The sequence below is a fragment of the Clostridium sp. MCC344 genome (assembly GCF_018785365.1).
Taxonomy (GTDB): Bacteria; Bacillota; Clostridia; order Lachnospirales; family Lachnospiraceae; genus Pilosibacter.
On record NZ_WQPQ01000114.1, the window covers coordinates 75,132 to 87,684 of the forward strand.

The following is a 12,553-nucleotide window of genomic DNA, read 5'->3' on the forward strand; positions in this document are numbered from 1 at the left end:
CGGGGTAAATACCCACAGGCTTCTTGTCCGCGGACACCGGGTAACAGGACCGGAAAAATGATGGAAAAAATGCGCCGGTTCACAAAAAAGTGAAAACGGCGCTTTTTTCGACATAAATTGACATGGAGGGGATCGAAAATGAAAAAGAAAATGAATAAGGCTTTCATGGTCTGTCTGGCAGCAACTGCGATGACGGCTGGAATGTCGGTTTCGGCATTTGCGCAGGTACATATTGGCGGGACTACCTATAATACGTTTGATGAGGCAGTGGCTGCGGCAGAAGATGGAGCGGTGATCGTTCTTGATACGGATGAGGCGACGAGTGGGCTCAATCTGAGCAAGAACTTGACGGTAGATGGTGGTACGGATAAGAAGAATCTTACATTTACGGACAAAGGAATTGCACTTTGGGGCAAAAAGCTGACTTTTAAGAACTGCGCTGTGGAACTGAAAAGAATCGGATCGACACCATATACAGCAGAGTGGGGCTGGATGACGATCTCTGCATCGAAGGATGCAGAACTGCATCTGGAGAATGCAGAGATGGTAATGGATGGCGAAGGTGTCGCTGCAAACACTCATGCGATCTATTTCTGCTCGAATAATAAGCTGAATCTGAAGAATTCCACGCTGGAGATCCGAAATTATCCGCAGGATGCCCTGGAGTGGGATGGCGGTGACGGAGGCTATAATGTGAATCTCGAAAATTCGACCTACATCTCGGATAATAACCGCTCAGGTTTTACGGGAAAATTTTATGCCACGATCGATAACAGTAAAGTTCAGGTGTTAAACAGCCATGGAAACGGATCAAACGGTACATACTATACGATAAAAAATGGATCGGAAGTTTTGTTTGATGGAAACGGTAACTGGGGAATTTCCGCATGGCGGATCGACATGAGCAATCAATCCTCCTTAACAGCAACAAACAACGGGTACAGCGGTATCTGAACCAGAGTGTTGAATGTGGATAAGACATGCAAGCTGGATGTGGAAGAAAACGGGGTGAAACCTTTATCCGCAGCTACAAGTGGCGGAATTGTATTTCAGGGAAATGGAACATATAAAAGCACGATCGAGAAGGGCGCAGATGTGACGATCATGAACAATGCCGGTTCCGGAATCTATACAAAACAGGCAGCCTGCGATCTGACGATCGATTCCGCAACGATCATCAACAACGGAACGGGAATACAGAATGAGAATAAGATTGGTGCCGAATACGGCGGAGGCATCTACAATATCGGTACCATGCGTCTCGGCTCATCGGTTATTCTCTACAATAACCATGCCGGAAAAGGTGCCGACGATATCTACAACGGAGAAAACGCGACACTGAAATTCGGAGACACAAACAAAGAGTGGATCCTCGACGATTGTAATCACGCGATCGACGGCTGGTATGATGACACAGAAGGAAGTCGCTGGAATGCCGATGGCGGTGAAAGTGAGCACCATATTGTTCTTGTAAACAGCGGAAGTAAGACCGGTATGCTGCAGATCAAAGCTGCGCATGGACTTGATGCGGACGATAAGGAGAGCAGACCGGATATCGATAAAAAGGCAGACGGTGAGGATGAGATCAAGGGCGTAAAACCGGGCGATAATATAAGCTTTACACTGGAATCCCATCTTCCGGCAAGACTGGCCGGATTTGTAGTACGTTCCGATTCTAATGCAGAGAGATTGCTGATTCCGGAGAAGTTCTCCGAGCGCATGATCTTCCATGACGAGATGAGCAAAAATCTGGAATTTGATAAAGTAACCTTGAAAGTGACAGTCGGAAATAAAGGAAGTGTACTTCCAGAAGAGTATTACAAGGTAGAAACCGGAAAAGGCAATGAGACATTCCGGGTAAGCATCGCTCTGATCGCAGCATTCAATGACGGATATATTACATATGATGAGTTAAAGAATGCAGAGCCGATTATTGTTTCCTATGACGCAGCTGTCTCTGACAAAGCCATTGATGGAGACAAGGTGGAGAACCGTGCATGGGTCAACGACAGCGAGAAAGATATCGTTGACGGCCCGGTCATCGATCCGGATGTCCCGTCTACAGGTGGAATTGGAACAAAAGCCTTCACAGCAGCAGGAATCGCCCTGATGGGAGCGGCAGCAGGTGCTGTGATCGTGACAGGTAAGAGGAAGAAAAAAGAACAGTAATTCAGACTTTTCGGATTATTGTTAGTTATGAGAACGAGGTAGAGACATGAAAAAATCATGGAAAAGTTTCATGACCGTCACCGCAGCCGCCGCTGCGATGACGGCTGCCATGGCATTTTCTTCGTTGGCTGCTGTGGCGAAGGTAGGAACACAGGAGTTCAATAATCTTCAGGATGCGATCAATTCTGCGGGAGAGTCACCGGTAGTGATCGATCTTGAGGAAAATGTAAGTCTTACGGACGGACTTGTGATCGGTGCAGGAAAAAATGTGACGATCCAGTGCGGCACGTCGGATCAGAAGACGATCAAGATGGAAGGAAAGGGAATCCACACAGAAGGAACTTATGATGCTGCAGCTAAAAGCTGGAATACCAGCCGGCTGACATTTAAAAACTGCGTATTGGATATAACCGCGAATGATAATCCGGGTGGAAGTGGCGGCACTGCGAATCTGATTTCGAATACAGACCTCATCTTGGATCATGTGACGTGGACACAGAATAGCACGGATGGCGGCAGTGGAAGCGGAATGTATTTGTATCAGGAAAGTAATTTATGCCTCGTAAATGGTACAGTCATGACGATATCCGGCTATAAAGGATCCCGGGCAAGTGGTATTTTCGCAGACAATTCAGAGTATGATGATATGCCAAACCGGAGTATTATAATTTCAGATCATTCCAGTCTCAATATCACTGATTGTGACTGGCACGGAATGACGGTCAATCCGGTCGACGTGACGGTAGAACAATATTCACATATCGATATTACGGGCTGTGGAAATCCGAACTACGGTGGTGGAATTGGCTGCTATTACGGAAAACTGAGCGTAACGGATCATTCTGATGTGACAACGAATCAGAATATTGGTAGCGCCTGGGGAATTTTTGTAAAAGAGCTGTTTGTAGATGGTACTTCAAAACTGATTTCCTGTAGAAATACCGGAAATGGGCTGGATGTCGGAGGAAAAGGAACCATTGAGGGAGGAGCTGAGATCAGTCTCGACGGAAATGGGAAAAGAGGTCTTCAGGTATATAGCGGCAGCGATTATTGGTACGGCGATGTTGAAGTCAAAGCAGGGGCAATTGTATCGGCCTGTGAAAATAGATCAAACGGGATTTTAAATACGTATAAGCTGTTTGTTGAGAATGGAGCAACGCTTAAGGTTGAAGAGAATCATGATCGCGGAATCCGTAACTTGAGAGAACTGACTTTAAATGCAGGCAGCGTTTGTAAAAATCAAACGGGTTCAACCGGAGCAGGAATTTTCAATGAGGGAACCTTGAAGATCGGCACCGGCGTCCGCATCTGCAACAACCATGCAGCCATCTACGGTGGCGGCCTCTATAACGGGGAAAACGGAACTGCTGAGCTTTCGGACGGCGTGATTCTCTACAACAACCACGCAGCCAAAGGTGCTGACGATATTTACAACACCGCAGGGCGGAAGCTGACCTTCTGCGCAGTCGGAACCGGTTGGAACCTCGACGACTGCAATCACCGCATCGACGGCTGGTATGACGATACAGAGGGCTCAAGATGGAACGCAGACGATAATCTTCCGGAAAATCGTCATATCGTTTCGGCAGCTTCCGGCGAATATGAGACGGGATTTCAGATCAAGGCGGCTCATGGCGCGGAGATCTACGAGACGACAAGTTATCCGATCGATAAAAAGGCAGACGGCGAGGACGAGATCGGAACCGTAAGTCAGGGAAAGAAGATCAGGTTTACACTGACCTCCAGTCTTCCTAAGCTGCTTGCACGCTATGTTGTGACGGCATCCAACGCCTCACCGGCAAACTCCGCAAGGGAGATTCGCAAAGTCCGCGTACACAGTGCGTCCGGCGCGGGAACAGTCCGCGTACACAGTGCGTCCGGTGCGGAGACAGTCCGCGTGTACAGTGCGTCCGGTGCAAGAAGAGCGAGAAGCGTAAGCGGAGACAACTACGACAATGAGATTTCTGCACAGTCCCTTTCTGCAGATGAAAAATATGCGATCCCGGATTCGGTTGTGGAGACCATGGTCTTCCACGATGAAATGAACCGGTATCTGAAGTTTATTGACAGTACGCTCCGTGTGACCGCGGGCAGGGATGGAAAAGAAGTTCCTTCCGGGTATTACACGGTAACAGCCAGTGGTTCTAATGCATTCCAGGTTGAGGTTGATCTTGTAAACCTCTTTAATACCGGAATCATCGATTATGAAGATCTGACGGATGAAAATCCGATTACAGTGACCTATGAAGCGGTCGTGACAGACGATGCGATCCAGGGGGACGAGCTGTTTAACGAAGCCTGGGTCAACGATGGAGAACATGACTCCGTGGAAGGTGATGTCCTCGATAAGAAGGTTCCGTCCACAGGCGGAATGGGACGGAGAATGTTCACGGGTCTGGGACTCCTGTTTATGGGCACAGCGGCAGCAGCGTGGAAGAGAAAAAGAAGCATGTAGATCAGATACAGAAATCGATGTAGAAGGAAGGAATCCAAGATGACAGGAATTCGGAAAAAGAATAAGATCCTGGGCTTTATTTTTGCCGTGCTTGCGGTATGGATGGTGATATTTCAAAATCCGTCCTACGCGGCACAGCGGGGCAGTCTGAACATAAAAACTGAACAGGCCGGAATGACGTTATATCTCTATCGGGTTGCAGAAAAACAGGCGGGTGTCTATGTGCTGAATGAGAAATTTCAGGCATCCGGTGCGGATGTTTCCGGAGGTGGTTCCAGAGAGGCTGCAATCACTCTTACAAATTTTGTGAAGGCGCAGGGGATCCAGCCTTACCGGACCGGAACGGGAAGCGGAAAGCATGTGGTTTTTCGGAATCTTCCGGATGGAGAGGCTCTCTACCTTGTTACAGGGGATCCGATGACCGTTGGCGGAAAGACCTACATTCCGGCACCGGTTCTCGTGGAAGCGGGCGGTGCCGCGGCTGAAGCAGATATCAAGTGTGATATTGAAGAACCGGAAAACCCGACAAACCCGACGGATCCGTCGAATCCGACCTCTCCGACCCGTTATTATGATGACAGCGATGATGACGACTGGGATCCGACTCCGAATAAGAAGCCGACTATCACAACAGCGGCTGACGAGACGGTGACGATCACAGATGCAGAGACACAGTCGGAAACCAGAGTGGAGGAGAGTACGGCAGAGAGTGAAACAGAGACATCTACGGAGACAACCGTGGAGAACGAAAAGAAGCTTCCCCAGACAGGACAGCTGTGGTGGCCGGTAGGGATCCTGATCTCCGCAGGCGCGGTCCTTCTGGCGGCAGGTCTTGTGATGAAAAAGAGAAGAAAAGAAAAATAAAAAAATTAAAGAGAAACATGAGGATACAGATATGAAAAAGAAAACGCTTCATCCAATCATGATTGCGTTACTGGCACTTTTTGTTCTGCTGCAGGCATTCTGCCTGACAGCATTCGGCGCTGAAAATCCGGAGGTGTGTATTCCGGCTGGAACAGAGACGGAGACTGTGAATCAGATCCTGACAGAAACGCTTCTCCCGGACAGTGAAGATACACTGGAATGGGAGTACGAGTGTGTTGGAAAGGAAGACGGTGGTCTGCTGAAAAATACCGCATGGGGATCAGTAGGCGGATTTGAAAGTACAACAAAAAATACTTAGTGACTCACACCTATATCCATCCGGCGCTGGCAGACAATGCGGATGGTGAATATCAGGTACGCACAGGAGAGAAAAAATTCACAATCAGAAAAACAGCAAAACCTACCGTAGATTGCGAACTGCTCCGGGATCAGGAAATTCCGCTGATATATGACGAGGACGGAACCCTTAATGCCGAAGAGACGAAAAAAGAGATCTTTACGAGAGTTTTTTCAGCTTCCAATGCGGAGTTTATTACCTGTGACGATGTGACGATCCAGTACTACGGTAAAGCTGAGTCAGGCGCTGTAGGAAATCTCGGAAAGAACTGGGTCGCACTGGACGGGGAGACGGTGAATCTCCTGACCTATCCGGCAATCCCGGCAGGAAAACAGAAGATCCGTATTTTATGGGACGGCGATGAGGAGTATTCCGGTTTTAAAAAAGAGACAGACGTGACCATGACGGAACGGGAGCAGATGAAGTTCAATCTGAAAGAAGCTCCTTACGAGGCAGGGCTTGTTTTTGATCATGATCAGAATATCGATTATACTGCAACTGCAAAAGCGATCTACGAGGCTGTAGTGGAGTCCACAGAACCGGAAGTGGATTTTGATGAGTTCGAGGTGAAGTACAATGCAGATCCTTCCGGACTCATTGAAAATTTCAGACCGCTCGATGATGAGTCACTTGTAACAAAGAAATTCGGCACGGGAAGCTGGAAGATCCGTATTTCCTGGGGCGGAAGCAGGGACTATGCGCCGGGCAGCGTGACGGTATCAGTAACAGTGACGGATAACCGGATCAACAGTAAAGTCGTATTAAAGAGCGAAACCTCCTTCACATACAATAAGGATGTGGAAGCAGTAAAACAGGCGGTTCTTGACAATGTGATCGACTGGGAAAATTCCGAGCTTCCGGAGCGGGATACACTGTCTGTTGACGATTTCACTTTTTCCTACAATGCGAGACTTTCTCTTCTGGACGGTTTGAGCAGCGAGCTCGGTGACAGCTTTGCTGACAAATTCCTGAACGGAGAAGGAATCAGGGACGATGTTCCGTTTGAAGGAAAAAGCTATGAGCTCGGAGGAAAGGTTCTAGGAAGCTTCCCGCAGATCGGCGCAGGCGAGCAGAAGATCAAAGTGACCTTCAAGGGAAATTCAGAGTATCGCGCAAGTGAAGAAGCTGAGGGCAGCGTGACCATCAACAAAGCAAATGTGAAGGTCAGCGTCAACAGCGCCAGCAGATATGTGAGCGAGGCTGTGAAGGGCAGAGAGCTTGTCTCCACAGATCCGGAGGATCAGTTCAACCTGTATATCATCTACGCCGGAATCACCAGCAATGTGACTACAGGCGTTTATCTGGAGCTTCCGGAACAGTATACCTCCAACAGCACTGTCATTAAGATCGTCGATAAGGCGCTGGAAAGCTTAAATCAGCCAACCCTGACAGAAATGCTGCAGAACGGCATTACAGTCGGTGAACTTAGACAGCTTCTAAATACCAGTGAAGTGATCGATGTGCTTGAGAAGATCGGTGTGGATACCGGTGCTTTGGGACAGGTCATCAAGGTGATCAACAAGCTTCCGTCCATCGCTGATAATCTCCGGATCAGTATCGGTGCCCCGAATCATGCCGGAATTTACAGCGTGACAGCAGTCACCGACAATAAGAACTACAATACGGGTGTCGGCGCCGGCGCTCTTGTCTTAAAAGCTGACAAGGCAAAGCTTGTATGGAACCAGAGTATCGGCAAAAAGATCTCTGCAGCGGAAGCGGCGGGTGCTGATTTCGGAGCTCGCCTGGAAATCGGCGGCGCAGCAGTTGCAGATCAGTCGAGCGTCAGTGTGCTGTATTCAGGCTTTACCAGCAAATGGAAAGTTTATTCCAGCACAACAACCCCGCCGACTGAGCCGGGGCGTTACACGATGACCGTAGTCGTTCTCGGCGGCAATTACCTTGCCTCCCCGATCAACCGGTCGTTCCAGATCACAAAATAAATTAAGAAAAGAAATTGGAAACCAGCACTTCACTTTTGCAGGATCAGGAAAGGGAGGTGCTGGTTTTTTATTTACGCGAACAACGAGCCAAAGTCCGCGCTTGCGCGAGACCTTGGCGACTGTTGCGATAACAAGGAGGTATATGATATGGCAGCTAAAACAGCGAATGTGACAGCGCGAATCCAACCGAATATAAAAGAACAGGCAGAGGCAATCCTGGACAGACTGGGGATTCCGGTATCTGTATTTATCGATATGACATACAGACAGGTCATTATGCAGGGCGGAGTTCCGTTTTCATTGGAAATTTCCGACAAACTTGTCACCAGGGATGTTTTAATTAGTACAGCTTCGCACCAGCCGGGATATGGTTATCAACCATGAGAAGGTTTAACTTCTCCTCGCCCTCTTCAGTATGGATTGCACTAAGCAGCATACCGCAGGAATCGATTCCCATCATGGCTCTCGGCGGAAGGTTTGTGATCGCGATCAGGGTCTTTCCGACAAGCTCTTCCGGCTCGTAGAAAGCATGGATACCGCTTAAGATCGTGCGGTCTGTGCCGGTTCCGTCATCGAGTGTGAACTGAAGGAGCTTTTTGCTCTTCTTGACTGCTTCGCAGGCTTTTACCTTAACAGCGCGGAAATCGCACTTGCTGAATGTCTCGAAATCAACATAATCAGCGAACATCGGCTCGATCACAACTTTGGAGAAGTCGATGACTTCCGGAGCTGCGTTCTCGGATGTCTTAACGACCGGTTTCTCAGACTTCTTTGTGTCTAAGGACTTCATTGTCGGGAAGAGCAGTACGTCACGGATCGCCGGGGAGTTTGTAAATAACATAACAAGACGGTCGATACCGTATCCGATACCACCGGTCGGCGGCATACCGATCTCAAGGGCATTTAAGAAGTCCTCATCTGTTGTGTTTGCCTCGTCATCACCGGCAGCAAGAGCAGCCTCCTGCGCTTTGAAACGCTCTCTCTGGTCGATCGGGTCGTTTAACTCGGAGTATGCATTGCACATCTCACGGGCATAGATATAGAGCTCGAAACGCTCAACCTGCTCCGGATGATCCGGTTTCTTCTTGGTAAGCGGGGAGATCTCGATCGGATGGTCTGTGATGAAGGTCGGCTGGATCAGGTGCTCCTCAACGAATTCCTCGAAGAAGAGGTTGATGATGTCGCCGCGGACATGACGATCCTCATAGTGAACGCCCTTCTCATCTGCTAATTTCTTTGCTTCCTCAGTTGTCGTGATCTCGTTGAAATCAATACCGGTATATTTCTTGATCGCGTCGATCATGGTCAGGCGCTCGAACGGCTTTCCAAGGTCGATCTCAACATCCGCATACGGGATCGTTGTGGATCCGCAGATCTGCTCTGCGATATGACGGAACATGTTCTCGGTGAGGTCCATCATTCCCTTGTAGTCTGTATATGCCTGGTATAACTCCATCAGAGTGAATTCCGGGTTGTGTCTTGTGTCAAGACCTTCGTTACGGAATACGCGGCCGATCTCGTAAACACGCTCCATACCGCCGACGATGAGTCTCTTTAAGTAGAGCTCGAGGGAGATACGAAGTTTAACGTCCTCGTCAAGTGCATTGTAGTGAGTCTCGAACGGTCTTGCAGCAGCACCGCCGGCATTTGCAACGAGCATCGGAGTCTCAACCTCGAGGAATCCGAGGTTATCTAAATATCTGCGGATGCAGCTGATGATCTTGGAACGCATCACGAAAGTCTTCTTTACGTCCTCGTTCATGATCAGGTCCACATATCTCTGACGGTAACGGGTATCTGTGTTTGTCAGACCATGGTATTTCTCCGGAAGGATCTGTAAGCTCTTGGAGAGCAGAGTTACGGAATGGGCATGAACAGAGATCTCGCCCATCTTTGTTGTGAATACAAAGCCTTTGATGCCGACGATATCGCCGATATCCATCTTCTTGAAGTCTTTGTAGGAATCGTCACCGAGCTCATCACGGGATACATAGCACTGGATGTTGCCCTTAAGGTCCTGGACGTTGCAGAAAGAAGCTTTACCCATCACACGCTTGGACATGATACGTCCGGCGATGGAAACTTCCTTTCCGTCATATTCTGCATAATTGTCTTTGATATCTGCGCTGTGAGTATCCTGATCATACTTTGTGATCTGGAACGGGTCCTTGCCCTCTGCCTGTAATTCAGCAAGCTTTTCGCGGCGCACCTTTAAGAGCTGATGGATATCCTGCTCTTTTGCATTTGCATTCTTGTTCTGATTCTGCTGTTCAGCCACTTTTCTATTTCTCCTTCACTGTAGTCTTTGTGTATGATCGATACGATCGTGTACAGAATTTTCAGTCCGGGAGATCCCTGTCTGTACACGATAGTGATCAATCGACTCTTTTAATATCGAGTACCTTATACTGGATAACTCCGGACTGTGTTTCAACGTCAACAACATCGCCAACGCGTTTGCCGATCAGCGCGTGTCCGACCGGAGACTCATTGGAGATCTTATTTTCAAGGCTGTTTGCCTCTGTGGAACCAACGAGTTTGAATTCCATCTCCTCGTCGAAATCGACATCGTAAACCTTTACGATACAGCCGACATTGATCTTGTCAAGATTTACCTCGTCCTCAACGACAACCTCTGCGTTCTTTAACAGTTTCTCGAGCTCTTCGATTCTTAACTCAATATCTCTCTGCTCATCTTTCGCAGCATCGTACTCGGCATTCTCGGATAAGTCTCCCTGTTCTCTTGCCTCTTTGATCTTCTGGGCAATCTCACGACGGCGGTTTACTTTCAGATCCTGAAGCTCATCCTCGTATTTTTTCAGTCCTGCATAAGTTAAAATATGTTTCTTATCAGCCATGACGTCTTACCTTTCTTATTGTTTCGGGGCAGAATGACCCTTTATAATTTTTAGCTTTACATTCTCTGTATTATAGCGTGTAGAATTGGGATTGTCAAGAAGCCGAAAGCCTTAGTTTTGGTGGATTTTTGCGGAGTTTCGTGGGGATGTGACAGAAAGTGCGGGGGAAGTGTATTTATTATAGAAAGAACACGGAGACCCTGTACAGTAACGAAAGAGCAGTTCGACAAAGTAGATTTGTTGATTTATAGCGACAGATGCTTTATACTTATGATAATAAACAGGAATATAAAAGAGCATTTCTGCAAGAATTGGGAATAAAAGTAAGCGCAGAGCTTTTTATTTTAGTGGAAGATGAGGAAAAAAAGATGGTAACAGGAGAACTGAAAAATAAAATAGACAGTTTATGGGAGATATTCTGGACAGGCGGTCTGACGAATCCGCTGGAGGTAATCGAGCAGATGACGTATCTGATGTTCATCCGGGATCTGGATGATGCGGATAATACTCATGCAAAGGAAGCAGCGATGCTCGGAATTCCTTATAAGAGTATTTTTGCGGGACAAGTGCAGATCGGTGAGCGGATGGTTGATGGAAATCAGTTAAAATGGAGTGTGTTCCATGATTTCCCGGCGGAAAAGATGTATGCAAACATGCAGGAACTTGTATTTCCGTTCATGAAAAACCTTCATGGGAATAAAGAAAGCGCCTATTCAAAGTACATGGGAGACGCGATCTTCAAAGTTCCGACACCGCTTATGCTGGATAAGATCGTGAATGCGCTGGATGGTGTTTACGAACAGATGGAACAGTTAAAGAAAGCGGATACCAGGGGCGATGTCTATGAATATTTATTATCAAAACTTGCAACAGCAGGTGTAAACGGACAGTTCCGGACTCCGAGACACATTATCCGGATGATCGTTGACATGATGCAGCCAAAGCCAGATGATGTGATCTGTGACCCGGCCTGCGGTACATCCGGCTTTTTGGTGACAGCCAGCGAATATCTGCGGGAGAATTGCAAAAAAGAAGTCTTATTTGATAAGGCGAACAAAGACCATTATATGAATCATATGTTTCATGGCTATGATATGGACCGTACGATGCTTCGAATTGGTGCCATGAACATGATGACCCACGGTGTGGAAAATCCATCGATCGAGTATCGTGACAGCCTGAGTGATCAGAACCCGGACAAAGAGAAGTATAGCCTGATTCTTGCCAACCCGCCGTTTAAGGGCAGCCTCGATTACGACATCGTATCTGCGGATCTCTTAAAAGTCTGCAAAACAAAGAAAACAGAGCTTCTGTTCCTAGCCCTTTTCTTAAGAATGCTGAAAATCGGTGGCCGGTGCGCCTGCATCGTCCCGGATGGCGTATTATTCGGATCATCGACCGCACACAAGGCGATCCGGAAAGAGCTGATCGAGAACAACCGCCTGGAAGCCGTCATCTCCATGCCATCCGGTGTGTTTAAACCGTATGCGGGAGTTTCCACTGCAATCCTGATCTTTACAAAGACTGGTCATGGCGGCACTGATAAAGTCTGGTTTTACGACATGAAAGCAGATGGACTCAGTCTTGACGATAAGAGAAGTGAAATTTCTGAGAATGATATTCCGGACATCATTGAGCGATTCCATCATCTTGAAAAGGAGACGGACCGTGAACGCACCGAGCAGAGCTTTTTCGTCCCGAAGGAAGAAATTGTGGAGAACGATTATGACCTCTCCATCAATAAATATAAGAAGATCGAGTATGTTCCGGTAGAATATCCGTCCACGCTGGAGATCATGACCGAGCTTCGGGAGCTGGAGATGAAGATCGGGGAAGAGATGGATGAGCTGGAAAGACTGTTGGGGTTGTAGGAAGATGATGGAAAGAGAATATGGAATTGGGAGATTTT

10 protein-coding genes are annotated in these 12,553 nt (G+C 47.8%); 8 read left to right on the forward strand and 2 right to left on the reverse strand.

Annotation, left to right across the window (positions count from 1 at the left end; translation table 11 throughout):
- Nucleotides 1–138 precede the first annotated feature (138 nt).
- From GPK90_RS18375 to GPK90_RS18405, 7 genes are all read left to right on the forward strand, one after another.
- Nucleotides 139–954 carry a hypothetical protein gene (locus tag GPK90_RS18375; RefSeq protein WP_215703628.1) on the forward strand — a complete coding sequence of 272 codons (816 nt, stop codon included), beginning with the start codon at nt 139–141 and terminating at the stop codon, nt 952–954.
- A 15-nt stretch (nt 955–969) separates the two neighbouring features.
- Nucleotides 970–2,169, forward strand: a complete 1,200-nt coding sequence (locus GPK90_RS19675) for an isopeptide-forming domain-containing fimbrial protein (protein WP_215703629.1) — start codon at nt 970–972, stop codon at nt 2,167–2,169.
- Between the two features lie 46 nt (nt 2,170–2,215).
- Entirely contained in the window at nt 2,216–4,624 is a 2,409-nt protein-coding gene (locus tag GPK90_RS18385; RefSeq protein WP_215703630.1) for a hypothetical protein, read from the forward strand.
- 39 nt (nt 4,625–4,663) lie between these two features.
- Nucleotides 4,664–5,488 carry an LPXTG cell wall anchor domain-containing protein gene (locus GPK90_RS18390; protein ID WP_215703631.1) on the forward strand — a complete coding sequence of 275 codons (825 nt, stop codon included), beginning with the start codon at nt 4,664–4,666 and terminating at the stop codon, nt 5,486–5,488.
- 31 nt (nt 5,489–5,519) lie between these two features.
- Nucleotides 5,520–5,807 (forward strand): hypothetical protein, encoded by a 288-nt coding sequence (locus GPK90_RS18395; RefSeq protein WP_215703632.1) that lies wholly within the window; start codon nt 5,520–5,522, stop codon nt 5,805–5,807.
- A complete protein-coding gene (locus tag GPK90_RS18400) occupies nt 5,807–7,786 on the forward strand; it encodes a hypothetical protein (protein WP_252197612.1) in 1,980 nt (659 codons plus the stop codon). Before GPK90_RS18395 ends, GPK90_RS18400 begins: the two co-directional genes overlap by 1 nt.
- A 147-nt stretch (nt 7,787–7,933) precedes the next feature.
- Nucleotides 7,934–8,170, forward strand: a complete 237-nt coding sequence (locus GPK90_RS18405; RefSeq protein ID WP_215703633.1) for a type II toxin-antitoxin system RelB/DinJ family antitoxin — start codon at nt 7,934–7,936, stop codon at nt 8,168–8,170.
- Here the strand turns inward: GPK90_RS18405 and lysS are convergent.
- Both lysS and greA read right to left on the reverse strand, forming a co-directional pair.
- Entirely contained in the window at nt 8,127–10,064 is a 1,938-nt protein-coding gene (gene lysS / locus GPK90_RS18410; protein WP_021905726.1) for a lysine--tRNA ligase, read from the reverse strand. The genes GPK90_RS18405 and lysS overlap by 44 nt on opposite strands.
- Nucleotides 10,065–10,161: 97 nt before the next feature.
- Nucleotides 10,162–10,644, reverse strand: a complete 483-nt coding sequence (gene greA, locus GPK90_RS18415; RefSeq protein WP_015554956.1) for a transcription elongation factor GreA — start codon at nt 10,642–10,644, stop codon at nt 10,162–10,164.
- Between the two features lie 368 nt (nt 10,645–11,012).
- Here greA and GPK90_RS18420 point away from each other — a divergent pair, with 368 nt between their 5' ends.
- Entirely contained in the window at nt 11,013–12,515 is a 1,503-nt protein-coding gene (locus tag GPK90_RS18420; protein ID WP_215703634.1) for a class I SAM-dependent DNA methyltransferase, read from the forward strand.
- The last annotated feature ends 38 nt before the right edge of the window (nt 12,516–12,553 follow it).

Bases quoted from the DNA above. Each gene is read 5' to 3' on its own strand.
- GPK90_RS18395 (WP_215703632.1), top strand. From the start codon at position 5,520: ATGAAAAAGAAAACGCTTCATCCAATCATGATTGCGTTACTGGCACTT.
- GPK90_RS18375 (WP_215703628.1), top strand. From the start codon at position 139: ATGAAAAAGAAAATGAATAAGGCTTTCATGGTCTGTCTGGCAGCAACT.
- GPK90_RS18420 (WP_215703634.1), top strand. From the start codon at position 11,013: ATGGTAACAGGAGAACTGAAAAATAAAATAGACAGTTTATGGGAGATA.
- GPK90_RS18405 (WP_215703633.1), top strand. From the start codon at position 7,934: ATGGCAGCTAAAACAGCGAATGTGACAGCGCGAATCCAACCGAATATA.
- greA (WP_015554956.1), bottom strand. From the start codon at position 10,644: ATGGCTGATAAGAAACATATTTTAACTTATGCAGGACTGAAAAAATAC.
- GPK90_RS18385 (WP_215703630.1), top strand. From the start codon at position 2,216: ATGAAAAAATCATGGAAAAGTTTCATGACCGTCACCGCAGCCGCCGCT.
- GPK90_RS18390 (WP_215703631.1), top strand. From the start codon at position 4,664: ATGACAGGAATTCGGAAAAAGAATAAGATCCTGGGCTTTATTTTTGCC.